The following is a 16824-nucleotide window of genomic DNA, read 5'->3' as shown; positions in this document are numbered from 1 at the left end:
CGGCAAAACCCGTATTATCCCTCAAGCCGGCGCTTTCCCCGACTCGGCCGAATGGCCAGTCAGTTGCGTTAGCGCAAATGGCCTGCAAACTCGCGGGCATCGGTCCGTACAAGGCCGGGGAAGACCTCACAAAAGTCCCGAAAGCGCCAAGGCGCGGCGCTGTGAAGTCAGCGTCCTACGCCGGATGGCTAACGCGGGGTTTTGCGCTGAAATCTCCGGGAGGGTGGAGTTACAATGTCGCCCATGTCAGATCCCCGCTTCGTTCATCTCCGCGTCCACTCCGAATTCTCGATTGCCGACGGCATCGTGCGTCTTGACGACGTCGTCAAGGCGGCTGCCCAGGACGGTCAGGGCGCGCTCGCCCTCACCGATCTCGGCAACGCGTTCGGCCTCGTCCGTTTCTATAAGGAAGCGCGCGGCAAAGGGGTCAAACCCATTGCCGGCTGCGACGTCTGGATCACCAATCCGGACGACCGCGACAAGCCTTCGCGCCTGCTGCTGCTGGTGAAAGACCGTCGCGGCTACCTGAACCTGTGCGAGTTGCTGAGCAAGGCTTCCCTCACGAACCAGTATCGTGGTCGCGCGGAAGTCGAGGCTGGCTGGCTGGAATCCGGTTTGGGCGAGGGCTTGCTCGCATTGTCGGGGGCGCAGCAGGGCGACATCGGGCTCGCGCTTGCCGCGGGCAATCAGGAAGCGGCAAAGCGCAACGCGCTGCATTGGGCAAAGGTCTTCCCGGGCGGCTTCTACATCGAGTTGCAGCGTTGCGGTCAGCCGGGCGGCGAGCAGTATGTCCAGCAGGCGGTCGCGCTCGCAGCTTCGTTGAAGCTGCCGGTAGTCGCCACGCATCCCATGCAGTTCATGACGCCCGACGACTTCACCGCGCACGAAGCGCGCGTGTGCATTTCGGAAGGCGACATTCTCGCCAATCCGCGGCGCCAGAAGCGCTTCACGCCCGAGCAGTATTTCCGCACGCAAGAGGAAATGGCCGCGCTCTTCGCGGATATTCCGTCGGCGCTTGCCAATACGGTGGAAATCGCCAAGCGCTGCAATCTCACGCTCGAACTGGGCAAGCCGAAACTGCCGCTCTTTCCGACACCCGACGGCATGTCGCTCGACGACTACCTCGTGCATCTGTCGAAAGAAGGGTTGGAAAAGCGTCTCGAGCAGTTGTACCCGGACGAAGCGGAGCGCGCCGCGCAGCGCGACACGTATTATCAGCGGCTCGAGTTCGAGTGCGGCACGATCATCAAGATGGGCTTTCCGGGCTACTTCCTGATCGTCGCGGACTTCATCAACTGGGCGAAGAACAACGGCGTGCCCGTGGGCCCCGGCCGCGGTTCGGGCGCGGGCTCGCTCGTCGCCTATGCGCTTGGCGTGACCGACCTCGATCCGCTGCGCTATAACCTGCTGTTCGAGCGTTTCCTGAATCCGGAACGCGTGTCGATGCCCGACTTCGACATCGACTTCTGCCAGCACGGCCGCGACCGCGTGATCCAGTACGTGAAGGAGAAATACGGCGCAGACGCCGTGTCGCAGATCGCGACGTTCGGCACGATGGCCGCGAAGGCGGCGGTGCGCGACATCGGCCGCGTGCTCGATCTCGGCTACATGTTCACAGACGGCATCGCGAAGCTTATTCCGTTCAAGCCGGGCAAACACGTCACGATCGCCGACGCGATGAAGGAAGAGCCGCTTCTGCAGGAGCGCTTCGACAACGAAGACGAAGTGCATCAGCTGCTCGAACTCGCGCAACGCGTGGAAGGCCTCACGCGCAACGTCGGCATGCACGCGGGCGGCGTGCTGATCGCGCCGGGCAAGCTGACCGATTTCTGCCCGCTCTACACGCAGGGCGACGAAAGCGGCGTCGTGAGCCAGTACGACAAGGACGACGTCGAAGCGGTCGGCCTCGTGAAGTTCGACTTTCTGGGTCTCACCACACTGACCATTCTGGATTGGGCCGAGCGTTATATCCGCCGCCTCGATCCGTCGAAGAAAGACTGGTCGCTCGGGCAAGTGCCGCTCGACGACCCGGCGTCGTTCTCGATCCTGAAGAAAGCGAATACGGTCGCCGTGTTCCAGCTGGAAAGCCGCGGCATGCAGGGCATGCTGAAAGACGCGCAGCCGGACCGCTTCGAGGACATCATCGCGCTCGTCGCGTTGTACCGTCCTGGCCCGATGGACCTGATCCCAAGCTTCTGCGCGCGTAAGCATGGCCGCGAAGTGGTCGAGTATCCTGACCCGCGCGTCGAACCTGTTCTGAAAGAGACCTACGGCATCATGGTCTACCAGGAGCAGGTGATGCAGATGGCGCAGATCATCGGCGGCTACTCGCTGGGCGGCGCCGACTTGCTGCGTCGCGCGATGGGTAAGAAGAAGGCCGAGGAAATGGCCCAGCATCGCGAGCTGTTCCGCCAGGGCGCCGCGAAGAACGGGCTGACCGGCGAGAAGGCCGACGAAATCTTCGACTTGATGGAGAAGTTCGCGGGTTACGGCTTCAACAAGTCGCACGCGGCCGCGTATGCGCTCCTCGCGTATTACACCGCGTGGCTGAAGGCGCACCATCCGGCGGAATTCATGGCGGCGAATATGTCGCTCGCCATGGACGACACGGACAAGGTCAAGATCCTGTTCGAAGACTGTCTCGCCAACAAGATGGTGGTGCTGCCGCCGGACATCAATCTGTCGGCGTATCGTTTCGAGCCGGTCGCGGAAGCCGACGGCAAGCGCTCAAAGACCATCCGCTATGGTCTCGGCGCGATCAAGGGCAGCGGCCAGAATGCGATCGAGGAAATCCTGCGCGCGCGCGAAGACGGTCCGTTTATCGACATCTTCGATTTCTGCAACCGGATCGACCGCCGCGTCGTGAATCGCCGTACGGTTGAAGCGCTGATTCGCGCAGGCGCGTTCGACACCTTGCATCAGAATCGCGCGCAGCTGATCGCGTCGGTTTCGCTCGCCATGGAAGCCGCCGAGCAGGCGAGCGCGAATGCGCTGCAAGCGGGACTGTTCGACATGGGCGACGCGCCGTCGCAAGGCCACGAACTGGTGGACGAACCGGAGTGGCCCGAAAAGAAGAAGTTGCAGGAAGAGAAGGCCGCGCTCGGCTTCTACCTGTCGGGCCATCTGTTCGATGCGTACAAGACAGAAGTGCGTCGCTTCGTGCGCCAGAAAATCGGCGAGCTGAAGGAGGGGCGCGACAAGCTGGTTGCCGGCATCATCGCGTCGCTTCGCACGCAGATGACCCAGCGCGGCAAGATGCTGATTGCGCTACTCGACGACGGCACCGGTCAATGCGAAGTGACGGTCTTCAACGAGACCTTCGAAGCGAACAAGCAACTGTTCAAGGAAGACGAGTTGCTGGTCGTGCAGGGCCAGGCACGCAACGACGCGTTCACGGGCGGTATCCGCTTCACGGTCGACACGGTCATGGATCTGGGCCGCGCGCGTTGCCGCTATGCCGAGGCCGTGAAAGTGCAGATGAACGGCAACGCTGACGCATTGGCGTTGCGGCGCGTGCTCGAAGCACATAGCGCGGGTAAAGATGAGCCGCAGGCAGTGCCGGCGCCGGCGGCTTCATCGCGCGGCGGCAATGGCGGTGGGCGAAACGGCGGCGGCGGATTTGGTGGCGGCTATGGCGGCGACAATGGGCGGCAACGTCAGCCCGTCCAGATCCCGAACGGCCTCGCCGTTCAGGTGGTGTACCGCAGCGAGAACGCAGAGGGCGAAATGCGTCTTGGCGACGCCTGGCGCGTGAAGCCAACCGACGAACTGCTTGCCGACCTGCGCGGCCAGTTCGCCGGCAGCGCGATCGAAATCGTGTATTGATGCGAGCGCCGCTGGCGCCGATGCAGGCGCCGCCGCGTACGCCCTGCGGGCGCTACTGCGAGCGCCGCTCTTCTCCAAGCCTCGCGAGTTTGAGGAAGCGGTAGTACACCGTCTCCGCGTTGAACACGGCGATCATGAAGCCGGCGCGGCCGTCCAGAAAACCGCGCCGAAGCAGGTAGGTTCGCACGAACGCCCAGGCGCCGCGGCCAAGCGCCTTGCCGAAGCTGCCGCGTTGACCCGCGGCGTGACGCTGCAGCGCGCCGGCGGTCGAATAGGCGTCGAGCTTGCGTAATACGCCCTCGAAGTTTTCGTACGAGTAGTGCATCAGCTTGCCGGCGAGGCGTTGCGCCGGTGTATCGAACACCAGTCGTTCGTGAACCAGATCGTCGGAAAAACGCGCGGTGCCGCGTTTGAAGAGACGCGGAATCCAGTCCGGATACCAGCCGCTGTGGTGAATCCAGTGCCCGCAAAAACTCGACAGTCGGTCCACTGCATAAACGTCCGCGGCGGGTGCTGCGAGCGCTGCACGGATAGCGGCCGCGAGTTCCGGCGAAACGATTTCGTCGGCGTCGAGCGAGAAAATCCATGTGGTGGTGAGCGCGTCCACCGCGCGGTTCTTTTGCGGGCCGAACCCTGGCCAGTCCGTTTGTTCGATCACCTGCGCGCCGTGTGCCCGCGCGATTTCAGCTGTGCCGTCGGTGCTGCCGCCGTCGATCACGACGATCTGGTCGGCAAAGGCCACGGACTGCAGACATTCGGCCAGCCGCGCCGCCGCGTTTCTAGTAATGATGGCGACGCCGAGGGTGGTTGCTTGCATACCTGAATTGCCTGATCGCGAAATGGACTGGAGGCGGAATGACCGGACGGATCGCGCAAAAGCGCGCGATGGAGCGCAACGGGTCGCGGAAGTATACACAGCCTGTTCGATCCTTCGCTAACCGGGATCGTCGCGCCAAAACGTCAGCCGACCGTCAACTCCAACCGTTTACAATGCTTCTTTTCGATCTTCGCGCGGCGGGCTGCCCGTTGCCGGCGCGAATCTCGTACCGCATTCCCAGAGGATTCCTTGAGCGCGAAGCCAACGTTAAGCAAACCCATCGGTGAAGGTGAGGCGTCGTCCCCTGCCGTCGTTTTCCGCCGCCTGTGGCCGTTCATCAAGCCGCTCCTGTGGGTGATCGTCGGGGCGATCGTCGCAATGGCGGTGAGCGCCGGCACCGACGCGGCTATCCCCGCGTTGCTCAAGCCGCTGCTCGACAAAGGCTTTGGCGCGCATGCGAGCGACAACGCGAAATGGTTCGTGCCGGCCGCTGTGATCGGCCTCGCGCTGATCCGCGGTGTATCGCAATATGCGTCGGGCTACCTGCTCGCGTACGTGTCCAACAAGATCCTGCTCGAACTGCGCCTGAGAATGTTCGACCGCATGATTCACACGAGCGTCGCGTTTTTTCAGCGCGAAACCGCGAGCACGGTGATCAACGCAATCGTCTTCGAGGTCAACCAGATTCTCAACGTGCTGTTGGGCGTGATGGTGACGCTGGTACGCGACTCGCTCACTGTGATCTTCCTGCTCGGCTATCTGTTCTATCTGAACTGGCGTCTGACGCTGATCGTGGCGGTGCTGCTGCCGGGCATCGGCTGGCTGGTCGGCAAGATCAACCGCCGGCTGCGGCGTCTGAACCGCGAGCATCAACTGCTCACGAACGAGCTGTCTTATATCGTCGAGGAGACCGTGGGCGGCTACAAGGTCGTCAAGGTTCATAACGGCGAAAAGTACGAAATGGACCGCTTTACGTCCATGAGCAAGCGCCTGCGTGGCTATGCAATGCGCATGACCGTGTCGGGCGGCCTTGCTCAACCGCTGACACAGTTCCTCGCGTCTATCGCGCTCGCCGTCGTGATTACGATCGCGGTGGTGCAGTCGTCGTCGGATCAGACCACGGTCGGCGGCTTTGTCGCATTCGTCACGTCAATGCTGCTGATCATCTCGCCGCTCAAGCATCTTATGGACGTGAACCAGCCGCTGCAGCGCGGCATGACGGCGGCCGAACTGATCTTCGGTCTGATCGACGAGCCTGCGGAGCCTGCGGGCGGCGGCAAGCCGCTCGAACGCGCGCGCGGCGAAGTTGAGTTCCGCAACGTCTCGTTTATGTACAGCACCAACGCCACGCATAACCGTCACACGCTCGACCATGTGTCGTTCAAGGTTGCGCCAGGCGAGATGGTGGCGCTCGCGGGCCCGTCGGGCAGCGGCAAGACTACCTTGGTGAATTTGCTGCCGCGCTTTTTCGATCCGACCGGCGGCGAGATTCTGGTCGACGGAGTTCCGATTGGCGACTACGACCTTCACGCGCTGCGCAGCCAGATCGCCATGGTTAGCCAGGACGTCGTGCTCTTCAACGACACCGTGGCCAACAACGTCGCCTACGGCCAGACCGCAGATCGGGACAAGGTCAACGCGGCGCTCCGGGCGGCCAATTTGTGGGACACGGTCGAGGCTATGCCCAACGGCATAGACACGCTCGTGGGCGACAACGGCATGATGCTCTCCGGCGGCCAGCGGCAACGTCTCGCAATCGCGCGTGCCATCTACAAGGACGCGCCCATCCTGATTCTCGACGAAGCAACTTCAGCGCTGGATTCCGAGTCCGAGCGCCACGTGCAGGCCGCGCTCGAAACGCTCATGAAGGGCCGCACGACGCTCGTCATTGCGCACCGTCTATCGACCATCGAGCGCGCTAACCGGATTCTCGTGATGGAGGCGGGGCGAATCGCCGAAAGCGGCAGCCATCGCGAGTTGCTCGCGCAAAATGGACTGTATGCACATCTGCATCGCATCCAGTTTCAGCAGAGTGCGGCGTAACGCGCACGACGTCAGCCTCCGGCGGTCTTGTCTCCCCCGATTGGCGGACCGCGCCCCCTCTCCGATAACGTTTGACGAGGCGCTCGCGCGCGCTGTCTGAATGATGAAACTTGGACTTTCCAGCAACGCATTGCAGCACAGCGGCGGCCTAGAGCGCTATGCGATGGATCTCGTGCGAGGCTTCGCGGCACGCGGCGTCGAGCTTGCATTTTTTGCGCGTCGTTTCGATACGTCTCTGCCCGAAAGCGGCATGGTCGAACGGCACCGCATCAATGTGTCGTTCCTGCCGGGCAAACTGCGCGACCGGTGGTTCTCATGGCGTTTGCGCTCGGCGCGCCGAGCGGCGCACGTCGACTTGCTGATTGGCTGCAACCGCGTTGACTCGTCGGATATCGCCATCTGCGGCGGTACGCATCTTGGTTTTCTTCAGGCGACGGGGCGCACGCAGAAGCGCTCGGACCATTGGCAGACCGAACTTGAGCGGCGCCAATACGCGCGCTCCAAGGTCGTCGTCGCCCATTCGCAACTCATGCATGACGAATTGCGGCGACTGTACGAGGTCGACGAAGCAAAAATCCGTGTGTTGTATCCGCCCGTCGACGGAACACGTTTCAAGCCGACCGATGCCGCCACTCGCGCCGCCCTGCGGCGTAAATACGGTTTTGCGGACGACGAGATCGTTCTGCTGTTTCCGTCCAGCAGTCACGAGCGCAAGGGGTTGCCGCTCATCGAAGCGGCGTTGCGGGATACGTCGCTGCCGATCGTGGTGGCGGTGGCGGGGCGCCCGCCCGCGCGCGCTTCGGAACGGCTGCGCTACATCGGCTACGTCAAGGAACTCGCGGAGTGTTATCAGGCCGCCGATTTCACTATTCTTGCATCGACGTACGAGCCGTTCGGCCTCGTCGGCATCGAATCGGTGATGTGCGGCACCCCGGTGATTTTCCCGTCGAACATCGGTTGCTGCGACGCTATCGCCTCACATGCAAAGTTTGTCTTCGAGCCGGGCGACGTGGCCGACCTGCGGGCAACGCTGGCGCGAGCGGTCGCGGCACATCGCGACCACGCGCGCCTCGCGCCGCCCGAACTCACCGACGCCGCCGCGGTCCGCTATGACCCGAGCGTGGCCGCTCACGTCGACGCGTTGCTGAGCCTGGCGAAGCAGATCGCACCCGTCTCGTAAGTCTCGCCACTCTCTGCGGGGCGGCGCGCGTGGGCCGCCGGGCACGGTCTGGCGTCGTTTTGCGCGAGGGCCACATGTTATAATTTTGCGATATCGACGCTTGAAATTAACGCTTGAATTTGGCTTGATCTCACTCGAGCCGAACACCCCCTTTACTTCACCGGGCTTCGATGCCCGCGAGGACAGGCGGCGGGCCAGCAGCGCCGTCGCCGGGGCGCGCCTACCCGTCACGACGGGGCCGCAGCCGCCGCACTGGATCTGTCGAAAAGAATACGCTGGAGATTGTGCATGGCGAACGCGACCTCGCGCCGGGTATCGGCGTACAGCAAGATCGCGGCGGAAATAAACGCGCCGATGAGCCTATGAGTCGGCTTGCCGGGCGTCTTCTTACCTTCAGGTCGGCTATTCCGCGACTGCTCGCCAAGCCTTTTCGCCGCGAGCCGCAGAGCATTCGCCGTATCCTGATCGCGCATCATCTTTTGCTTGGCGATACGTTGCTGCTCACGCCGCTGCTCGCCAAGTTGCGTGCGCAATATCCGCAAGCGGACATTCTTCTGGCCTGCCCGAAAGCCATCGTGCCGCTATATGCGGGGCGGCCTTTCGGCGTGAACGCGTTGCCGTTCGATCCGCGCGATCCGGCGTCCGTGCGAAACGTTTTGCTTTCCGGACCTTACGACCTTGGCCTCGTGCTCGGCGATAACCGCTATAGCTGGCTCGCGCTCGCGGCCGGCTGCCGGTGGATCGTCGGACACTCCGGCGACAAGCCCGCGTGGAAGAACTGGCCGCTCGACCGGAGCGTGCCATATCCCAATGCCCCCGAGGCGTGGGCCGACCTCGCCGCGCAACTGATAGAAGGGCCGCCTCCGCGCGCTTACCGTCCCGCCGATTGGCCGGCGCCTCCGCATCGCGCGTTGCCGGAGCCGGCGCAGTTCACAAAACGTTATGTGGTGCTTCATCCGGGCGCGAGCGGGAGCGTCAAGCGCTGGCCGAATGCACGCTGGCTCGATCTGGCGGGGCGAGTCGAAGCACTGGGTTATCTGCCGGTGTGGACCGGCGGTCCGGGTGAAGCGGATCTCATCCGCGCGATCGACCCGCAAGCGCGTCATCCGAATCTGGCGGCTCAGCTCGGTCTCGGCGAGTTGTGGCATCTGTTTGCCGGTGCTGAGGCCGTGGTTTGTCCCGATACCGGAGTCGCCCATCTTGGGCGCCTGATCGGGGTGCCTACGCTTGCGCTCTTCGGTCCCGGCAACGCGCAGATTCATGGCGCGGGACGCTACTGGCGCGAGGTGCCGTTCGTGCCGATCACCGTCGCCGACATGCCGTGCCGCGATCAGCCTTTTATCTTCCGCCGCGAGGTAGCATGGGTGCGGCGCTGCGATCGCAATGAGACGACCTGCGTCGCGTGGCGCGGCGACCACGCCGAGTGCATGGGCCAACTCACGGTCGAGTCGGTATTCAATGTTTTGCAAAATATCCTGGTGAAAGCGTAATGACTCACACGGCTGCGCGAGTGGAGCGCCTGTTCTGGGTTGCCTGTCCGGTCCTGCTGTTCGTGGTGATGTTCGGCCACATGACGGCGATCGTCTTCAACGCGCTCGCGTTGCTTGCGCTCGGTGTCGCGGCGGGTGCCTTTTCGGCGGACCGTCCGCCGCTCGTGCGCTGGCCGCTGCTGCTGCCCGTGGCCGCGTGGGCGGGGTGGGGGCTTGCTTCGGTGGCGTGGTCGCCGTATCCGATGGTCAGCCTGCACGCGTGGTGCGACGAGGTGCTCTATCCGCTGGTGTCGTTCTGGGGCTTCTGGCTGTTCGGAAGCCAACTGCGGCGACCCGAGCCCGTGGTCGCCGTCAACTGGCTTGCGTGCCTTGCGCTCGCCACGATCAGCGCGCTCAACTGGGGGCATCTGCAGCCGCCTACGGCCAATACTTTCCCGTTGCATTTCTATAATCGCGTCGGTCATACCAGCACGCTCGCGGTGTTCTCGATGGCGCTCTTCGCCGGCTTCCTGTTGCGTCCGCGCTGGCGCGTGGTCGGCGCGAGCGGCATTGTGCTGTGCCTCTTTATCGGCCTCGCGACGCTCAACCGGTTCTTCTGGCCGGCCGCCGCCGTAACGCTTCTCGTCGCGTTATATCCGCTGTATCGGCGCCGCCTCATGCTCGCGGTGCTGGCCATTGCCGTGGTGGGTGCAGCCGGCGTCGGCACGCTCGAACTCAGTTCCCGCTTGCGCACGAGCGGTGCCGCGCCGGAGGTCACGCAGGCGCGCGACGTCGTGATCGACGGTCACCAGGTCTACGTGCCGGGCTCACTGTCGGCTATCGGCGATACGGTATCGGCCGATACGCGCCCGAAGTTGTGGGCGTTCTATGTCGGCCAGGCCGAGCATCACGCCTGGGCCGGTATCGGTTTCGGCAAGCCATTGCCGGGCATCGTCTATCGCAATGCAATGCCGCCTGCGTTGCTGGCGGCAGAACCGCAAGCGCTGACGCATGCGCACAACCTGTTCATCAACACGTGGCTGCAGACAGGCTTCATTGGCGTGGTGCTGCAGACGGCGCTGTTGCTAAGCCTGGTTGCGCGATTCTGGCGGTATCAGCGAGCAGAACCGTGGTTATGCGCTGCAGGCGTCGCACTGGTGGCCGGCATGATCGCGAAAAACATGACCGACGATTTCATGTGGCAGACGACCATGCTGGCGTTCTGGTCGTTCGCGGGCCTCCTGCTGGGGTACGCGGAGCACGGCAGAGCTTCGGCTGGATCTTCGCAAAGCGTTGAGCGCACCATGTCCACGGCCGGGCGGGTCGAACCGCTACGCGAATCGCAGACCGTCAAGCTGGATGAAAAAGGGCGGTGATGAGCGAGACATTAAAGGCCGCAGAGACCGACCGCGCCCCGCTGCGCATTCTGTTCCACATCAACGACTTCGGTAAGGGCGGCACCGAGACGGCGTTGCTGTCGTGGCTCAAGACACTGGACCGCCGGCTGTTCGCGCCGAGCCTCTCGGTGGCCTATCCGACCGACGACCTGGCGTTCTGGCGCGCGCATTCCATTCCCGACGACGTCGATGTCCATGTGCTCGCTTCATCGGAATGGATGGCCGCGCTGCATAAGAAAGCGCGCCAACGCAAACTCGGCCTCGGCGAGAAGCTGTTGCACAAGGCGCTGACCTACGGCGCGATCCGGCCGCTGGCGGCGCGGCGGATGCGACGCCTCGTGAGCCAGCATGACCTGGTTTGCGACTTCGATTTTTCGCTGCGTCATCTGGCAGGCAGTTGCGGCGTGCCGTGGATTGGCGTCAGTCACTTCAGCCTCGCCGCGCGGCTTGGCAACAAGAGCGAGCGTTATGTTGCCCGCCGCGTCCGGCATTTCGCACGTTACTCCGCGGTAGCCGTGCTAACGCCGGCCATGCTGCGCGAAGCGCGTGAGCTTTTCGCGACAAGTCATGTGGACGTTACCGAGTTGCCGAACGTGATCGACATCGAGGCGTTGCGGCGTGCGGCGTCCGGGCAGATCGAACGTCCGGCGGATTCGTTCATTGTGTCGGTGGCGCGTCTGGACGAAGGTCAGAAGGACCACAAGACGCTGCTGCGAGCCTACGCCCAATTACGCGAGCGTGGCCGCTGCAACGCGGCGCTGGTGCTGATCGGCGAGGGACGGGACCGAGGCGAGCTGGAGCAACTCGCACACGAACTGGGGATCGCCCCGTCCGTGCATTTCCTGGGCTTTTGCGCGAACCCATCGCCCTATATCAGGCAGGCAGAGCTGCTAGTGCTGAGCAGCCGCTATGAGGGCTTCGGCATGGTGCTTGGCGAGGCCATGGCGCTCGGCACGCCGGTTCTATCGACGGATTGCCCGACCGGCCCGCGCGATCTGCTGGAGGGCGGCAAAGCCGGCCTGCTAGTACAGCCGGGCGATGTCGACGCGATGGCGCTGGCCATGGAACGTCTTCTCACCGAGACCGAACTGCGCCGTAGCCTCGTGCAGGCAGCTTCACAAAAGGTCGCCAGTTTTGCGCCCGCAAGCGCGAACCAGCGGATGCTCGCACTGGCCTCGAGGCTGTTGAAGGAGAAGGCGGCGACGTCTCGGTGAGCCGTGGCTTCGATTGCGTGGCGGTTGCGCTAATCTCTAAACGCTGGTCCTCCGGCGTCGCTCGCCGAGATCGTCAGCATGTCGGGCGAGCTGCCAGATAGAGATAGAATGGTGCGCTTTGCCCGTACTCGACTCTGCCCATGTGGTTCAAAAACCTTCAGCTTCACCGCCTTCCCGCGCCGTGGTCCGTTACTCCCGAACAGATGCAGAAGTGGCTCGCGCCGCATGCTTTCGCGCCCGGCAATAGTGTAGAGATGCAAAGCCATGGCTGGGCGTCTCCTCGCGACAACGATTCGCTCGTGTATGCGCTCAATGGCCAATTGCTGCTCACGTTTCGCACCGAAAAGAAACTGCTGCCGGCTTCGGTCGTCACGCAGGTTACGAAGGCGCGCGCCGCTGAACTGGAAGAGCAGCAGGGCTTCAAACCAGGCCGCAAACAGATGCGCGAACTCAAGGAGCAGGTCACCGACGAACTGTTGCCGCGCGCTTTCAGCATCCGGCGTGATACGCGCGTGTGGATCGATTGCCGCAACGGCTGGCTGGTCATCGACGCAGGGTCGCAAGCAGTCGCCGACGAAGTGCGCGGGTTGCTGGTGAAGTCGATCGATCAGTTGCCGCTTGGCACCGTGCGCGTTACACAATCGCCGGTTGCGGCCATGACGGGTTGGCTGCTCTCGGGCGAGGGGCCCGCTGGTTTCACGCTCGATCAGGACACCGAGTTGCGCTCACCGGCGGAAGGCAACGCAACCGTGCGTTACGTCGGACATACTTTGGACGCCGAAGATATGCGCCGTCATATCGAGGCCGGCAAGCAATGCATGCGACTTGCGATGACGTGGAACGATCGGGTGTCGTTCGTACTGACGCCTTCGCTGACGATCAAGCGCATTGCACCGCTCGACGTGCTGAAGGAAGCCAGCGATCCGACCGCGCAGAACGACGACGAACGCTTCGACTCGGATTTCACGCTGATGACTGCGGAACTCGATCGCATGCTGCGTGACCTGCTCGACGCGTTGGGCGGAGAGCAGGTTGACGCGGTGCTGCAGGCCGCGGCGGCTTGAGGGGGTAGTGCGTTCGGGAAGACCTGGTTTTGCGATTACACCAGGCTTGGCTTCCGGAAGGCGGAAAGTCCGCTCGATTCCGCAGTCGGGGGAAGGCAGCGGTGACGATGCACAGGCTCGCTCAAGGAACCGTGACCCGGTTCAGCGTAACGGCGAAAACAACTACCGTATCAATGAGTTGAGGAAGTTGTGGGGTGGTTATGCACAGACTACTGAACAGAATCTGTGGGTAACTTCACCCCGCCACTCCCCTCGAAGCATGCCGCCCCGACAATTACTTCATCGCCGCCATGGCCTGCTGGATCTCTTCGGTGCTGAGATCGCGCTTATGCGTGGCCAACGACCAGCTATGTCCAAACGGGTCTTTCAGCTGGCCGTAGCGGTCGCCCCAGAACATGTCGGCGACAGCCATCTTGACGGTCGCGCCCGCATCGACGGCTTGCTGGAAACTGGCGTCCACGTCTTCGACGTAGTGGTGGATCGTCACCGGCGTGCCTTGCAGGTGGTTCGGTCCGAACGCCTGGTGTTCGGGCCATTCGTCGGTGAGCATCAGCATCGAATCGCCGATTTTCAGGCACGCGTGCATCACCTTGCCGCCCGGCCCCGGCAGCCGGAACTGTTCGACGGCGTTGAAGGCTTTCGTGTAGAACGCGATGGCTTCGGCTGCGTTTGCGCAGATCAGGTACGGCGTGAGCGAGTGCATCCCTTCCGGGATCGGTTTGACAGCAGGGCTGCTCATGACGGCGACTCCTTGAAGTAACAGGTTCGTGGATTGAAAGTCCGACTGTTTCAGCCAGGCTCCCAACGTTACGACGAGCACGTCACCGCCGGATCGACACTCCGTAAAAAATATTTTCGAGCACGAACGTGCGCGTAACGGGCGAGGTTGAAAGGCCTGAAAGTCGCTTGTCAGCCATCGACCGTCAGCTTCCAGTCATCGCAGCAACCCTCAGCCCGCCGGATTATCTTCATCCGCAGGCGCCGGTGGCGCCGCAGCGGGCCCTCGCGAGGGCGCCGCCGTCCCGTCGGGTGCGCCAAGTATGCTGATCTGGAACGTCCGCGTGGCCGCAAGCGACTGCAGCGTGGAATCCTCGGGAATGTGCTCGAAAAGCGGCAGGATGACGGAGCCGCCAATCACCGCGCGCCGGCTATTGTCAGCGGGACGCAGTCCCCACACGTCCTGATACACGACCGGCACCGTGACGCCGTTGCGAGTCGTATTGCCGATGTAAAGCATGACATGTCCGCCGATATAAATCAGCGTGCGTAACGGCACGCCATGTTGCGCCAGATAGTCGAGGCGTTGTCCAGGCGTCGAAGCGGACAGATCGATCATGCGCCCGGCGCTCATCTGCGTGGACGAATGACGCGGCAACCACACGCCGAAGGCGGCGAAGATGCTTTGCAACTCCGACGAGCAGTCGTTATAGAGGCCGCTGTTGCCCCAGCCGTAAGGCCGACCAATCAGTGCTTTCATCAGCGTAGCGAGATGGCGTGGCGTCGCGGCGAGCGGCATCGGTGCAATCTGTTGGTCGGTAAGTTCGGCTGTGCGAACGAGCGCGTCGCCTTCTGCGTCGCGTGCGGGCACGAGGACTTGGTGCGGAGCCGGCGTATCGGCGACCGTGCCAGGTTCGCTAACCTTGGTGCCGGCATTGGCGTCCACGCTCGAGTCATTGGCAGCACCAGCACCGCTAGCGCTACCGTCAGCCGCCGCACGCGTTTTCACGCCGCGTCCCGCGTTGACCGATGAGCGCGCGATCAATGGCAACAGCGTGCCGGCAGGCGCGTCGAAGCGGAAGACACCGCGGCTATCGCGCACCGGCGCCGAAGCAGAAATCACCGCGCCGAGCGATTTGGCCGTTGCTGCGCGCCATGCATCGACGAATCGCTCGCTCGCCATGCCCACACCGTCGCTGCGCACCCAGCCCTGCACATCCGGCGTTTGCACATAACGCCATGCACCGTCGACGCTCATGCCCAGCACATACAGCGGCGTACCCGGCCGCACCGCGGAGATTTGCAGATTGTCGAACGGATAGCCTTCGCCAGCCAGACGGTGGCTGTAGAACGACGGGTCGGAGGTCGGCAGCTCGCGCACCATGAGGTTGGTCGTTGCGATTGCACGCCGTGAGGGCTGGTAGACCGGCGCCTCGGTGAACTGCGCGACGTTCATGTTGCGCGCGATGGCGTCGATCCACGCCTTGTCGTGCGGACGGAAGTTCTCGCCATAACCGACAGCCGCGCCGCTCTTGCCGCTATTGTCGAAGCTGGCAATGCGGCGCTGCTGCAGCGCGACGATATCCGCGCCTTGCTGGCGATAGACGCGCATGGCGACGTACGCGGAATTCCACGGCGACGGCGCATTGGTGCCGGTGCCGAAGTAGCGTGCATAGAGCGCCCGGAAGTGCGCCTGCTGGTCGGCGGTACTCAGGAACGTCTGGTCGTAACCGGGGCTCGTCGGATCGAGCCAGTGATCGACGTCCTGATCATAGGCGCCGAGCGGGAACAGCGTGATCGTATCTGCGGTAACGCGCGCGTCGCGTGTCTGCGACGGATTACTACACGCGGCGAGCCCCGCAAGCGACGCGAAAGCGAGGGAAATGACGACGGCGCGCGCGGCGTTCGGCCAGGAGCGAGCGATGCGGAAAGGGACGGCTACAGGCATGAGTTCGGCAAAGTAAGTCCAAGGCCACGATGATACGGTGTCGCGCGTTCCATTACACTTGATCGATTCGCAAACGAACGCATTCAACGCCTCGTGCGTTGATTCATAGGAGCAAGATATGCAAACGAGCGCACGCAACCAGTTTGCCGGCGAGGTCACGACAGTCACGCACGGCGCCGTCAACGACGAAGTCACGCTGCGCACCGCGGACGGACTGGACATCGTCGCAATCATTACGCACGGCAGTGCAACGGCGCTTGGTCTCGCCGCAGGCAAGAAAGCTTTTGCGCTGGTGAAGGCGTCGTCGATTATCGTGATGGTCGACGTAGCGAAGAATCAGGTGTCGGCGCGCAACTGCATCGCGGGTACCGTGACGGCAGTAACGAAGGGCGCGGTCAATTCGGAGGTGATCATTGGTGCGGGCGGCGCGCAGATCGCTGCGGTCGTGACCAACGAGAGTGCAGAGCGCCTGGGCCTCGCGGCAGGCAAAGCGGCAACGGCGATCTTCAAGGCATCGAGCGTGATCATCGGCGTGCAGTCGTAGTGGCCGCACTCCAGTGAACCAGAGCGCCGCTTGCTTTACACTGGGCCGACTGGTTTCCTCACTTTCCGCTTTCATCACGGACCCGTCATGTTCGAAGTTTCCTCCGCCTCGCAATTGCCCAAGGCCGCGCATTACGAAGAACTCGTCGCGCAGGCGCGCGCGCTTCTCGCCGACGAAACCGACTGGATCGCCAACGCCGCGAATTTCTCGTCGTTCGTGTTTCATTCGCTGAGCGGTCTGAACTGGGCCGGGTTCTACTTTTTTGATGGCCGCGAACTCGTGGTCGGCCCATTCCAGGGCAAGCCGGCGTGCGTGCGCATTGCGCTCGGCAAGGGCGTCTGCGGCACCGCTGCGCAAACGCGCGAGACGCAGGTTGTACGCGACGTCCACGAATTCCCCGGCCATATCGCCTGCGATTCCGCGTCGCAATCGGAAATCGTCGTGCCGCTCGTCGCACCGGACGGCACGCTGATCGGCGTATGGGACGTAGATAGCCCGCTCGTTGCGCGCTTCGACGAAGACGACGCAAAGGGCATGCAAGCGCTCTGTGCGGTGTTTATCGAATCAGCGCTGCCGCGCGCGCCTTAGTCGCCGCACGCGGTCTCG

Annotated in this window: 12 protein-coding genes; 9 read left to right on the top strand and 3 right to left on the bottom strand. The window is 63.2% G+C overall.

What is annotated here, in order from left to right:
* The first annotated feature begins 234 nt into the window (after window positions 1–234).
* Complete coding sequence (gene dnaE, locus ACTJLB_RS10775; RefSeq protein ID WP_440783242.1) at window positions 235–3825, top strand: DNA polymerase III subunit alpha; 3591 nt, start codon at window positions 235–237, stop codon at window positions 3823–3825.
* A 52-nt stretch (window positions 3826–3877) separates the two neighbouring features.
* Here the strand turns inward: dnaE and ACTJLB_RS10770 are convergent, their stop codons facing one another.
* Window positions 3878–4642 carry a glycosyltransferase family 2 protein gene (locus ACTJLB_RS10770; protein ID WP_440783241.1) on the bottom strand — a complete coding sequence of 255 codons (765 nt, stop codon included), beginning with the start codon at window positions 4640–4642 and terminating at the stop codon, window positions 3878–3880.
* A gap of 249 nt (window positions 4643–4891) precedes the next feature.
* Between ACTJLB_RS10770 and msbA the strand changes: the two genes are divergently transcribed.
* The 6 genes from msbA to ACTJLB_RS10740 all read left to right on the top strand — a co-directional run bounded on the left by msbA (window position 4892) and on the right by ACTJLB_RS10740 (window position 13009).
* A complete protein-coding gene (gene msbA, locus ACTJLB_RS10765) occupies window positions 4892–6685 on the top strand; it encodes a lipid A export permease/ATP-binding protein MsbA (RefSeq protein ID WP_020065342.1) in 1794 nt (597 codons plus the stop codon).
* Between the two features lie 103 nt (window positions 6686–6788).
* A complete protein-coding gene (locus tag ACTJLB_RS10760; RefSeq protein WP_440783338.1) occupies window positions 6789–7865 on the top strand; it encodes a glycosyltransferase family 4 protein in 1077 nt (358 codons plus the stop codon).
* Window positions 7866–8227: 362 nt separating this feature from the next.
* Window positions 8228–9355 carry a glycosyltransferase family 9 protein gene (locus tag ACTJLB_RS10755; RefSeq protein WP_440783240.1) on the top strand — a complete coding sequence of 376 codons (1128 nt, stop codon included), beginning with the start codon at window positions 8228–8230 and terminating at the stop codon, window positions 9353–9355.
* A complete protein-coding gene (locus ACTJLB_RS10750) occupies window positions 9355–10710 on the top strand; it encodes an O-antigen ligase family protein (protein ID WP_392392422.1) in 1356 nt (451 codons plus the stop codon). Before ACTJLB_RS10755 ends, ACTJLB_RS10750 begins: the two co-directional genes overlap by 1 nt.
* Window positions 10710–11945 carry a glycosyltransferase gene (locus tag ACTJLB_RS10745; protein ID WP_087751238.1) on the top strand — a complete coding sequence of 412 codons (1236 nt, stop codon included), beginning with the start codon at window positions 10710–10712 and terminating at the stop codon, window positions 11943–11945. Before ACTJLB_RS10750 ends, ACTJLB_RS10745 begins: the two co-directional genes overlap by 1 nt.
* A 140-nt stretch (window positions 11946–12085) precedes the next feature.
* On the top strand, window positions 12086–13009 hold the full coding sequence (locus ACTJLB_RS10740) for a recombination-associated protein RdgC (RefSeq protein WP_440783239.1): 924 nt from the start codon (window positions 12086–12088) through the stop codon (window positions 13007–13009).
* Window positions 13010–13283: 274 nt separating this feature from the next.
* On the opposite strand, the gene ACTJLB_RS10735 is transcribed toward ACTJLB_RS10740, so the two are convergent.
* The gene (locus ACTJLB_RS10735; RefSeq protein WP_020065348.1) at window positions 13284–13748 is read right to left on the bottom strand and encodes a VOC family protein; all 465 of its coding nucleotides are present in this window, start codon (window positions 13746–13748) and stop codon (window positions 13284–13286) included.
* A 210-nt stretch (window positions 13749–13958) separates the two neighbouring features.
* Window positions 13959–15674, bottom strand: coding sequence for an SH3 domain-containing protein (locus ACTJLB_RS10730; protein WP_440783238.1), 1716 nt, complete (start codon window positions 15672–15674; stop codon window positions 13959–13961).
* A 118-nt stretch (window positions 15675–15792) separates the two neighbouring features.
* On the opposite strand from ACTJLB_RS10730, the gene ACTJLB_RS10725 reads away from it, so the two are divergent.
* Window positions 15793–16218 carry a TOBE domain-containing protein gene (locus tag ACTJLB_RS10725; protein ID WP_020065350.1) on the top strand — a complete coding sequence of 142 codons (426 nt, stop codon included), beginning with the start codon at window positions 15793–15795 and terminating at the stop codon, window positions 16216–16218.
* Between the two features lie 87 nt (window positions 16219–16305).
* Window positions 16306–16806: a GAF domain-containing protein gene (locus ACTJLB_RS10720; RefSeq protein ID WP_020065351.1), complete on the top strand. Its 501-nt coding sequence runs from the start codon at window positions 16306–16308 to the stop codon at window positions 16804–16806.
* Window positions 16807–16824 lie beyond the last annotated feature (18 nt).

It is taken from the genome of Paraburkholderia sp. 22098 (assembly GCF_052045935.1).
GTDB lineage: Bacteria > Pseudomonadota > Gammaproteobacteria > Burkholderiales > Burkholderiaceae > Paraburkholderia > Paraburkholderia caledonica.
The sequence above is the reverse complement of the archived record's forward strand: the minus strand, read 5'-3'. Positions and strand labels throughout refer to the sequence as shown.

What these genes read in the sequence shown, in the direction of transcription:
- dnaE (WP_440783242.1), top strand. Translation starts at nt 235, where the DNA reads ATGTCGCCCATGTCAGATCCCCGCTTCGTTCATCTCCGCGTCCACTCC.
- ACTJLB_RS10770 (WP_440783241.1), bottom strand. Translation starts at nt 4,642, where the DNA reads ATGCAAGCAACCACCCTCGGCGTCGCCATCATTACTAGAAACGCGGCG.
- ACTJLB_RS10760 (WP_440783338.1), top strand. Translation starts at nt 6,789, where the DNA reads ATGAAACTTGGACTTTCCAGCAACGCATTGCAGCACAGCGGCGGCCTA.
- ACTJLB_RS10755 (WP_440783240.1), top strand. Translation starts at nt 8,228, where the DNA reads ATGAGTCGGCTTGCCGGGCGTCTTCTTACCTTCAGGTCGGCTATTCCG.
- ACTJLB_RS10750 (WP_392392422.1), top strand. Translation starts at nt 9,355, where the DNA reads ATGACTCACACGGCTGCGCGAGTGGAGCGCCTGTTCTGGGTTGCCTGT.
- ACTJLB_RS10745 (WP_087751238.1), top strand. Translation starts at nt 10,710, where the DNA reads ATGAGCGAGACATTAAAGGCCGCAGAGACCGACCGCGCCCCGCTGCGC.
- ACTJLB_RS10740 (WP_440783239.1), top strand. Translation starts at nt 12,086, where the DNA reads ATGTGGTTCAAAAACCTTCAGCTTCACCGCCTTCCCGCGCCGTGGTCC.
- ACTJLB_RS10735 (WP_020065348.1), bottom strand. Translation starts at nt 13,748, where the DNA reads ATGAGCAGCCCTGCTGTCAAACCGATCCCGGAAGGGATGCACTCGCTC.
- ACTJLB_RS10730 (WP_440783238.1), bottom strand. Translation starts at nt 15,674, where the DNA reads ATGCCTGTAGCCGTCCCTTTCCGCATCGCTCGCTCCTGGCCGAACGCC.
- ACTJLB_RS10725 (WP_020065350.1), top strand. Translation starts at nt 15,793, where the DNA reads ATGCAAACGAGCGCACGCAACCAGTTTGCCGGCGAGGTCACGACAGTC.
- ACTJLB_RS10720 (WP_020065351.1), top strand. Translation starts at nt 16,306, where the DNA reads ATGTTCGAAGTTTCCTCCGCCTCGCAATTGCCCAAGGCCGCGCATTAC.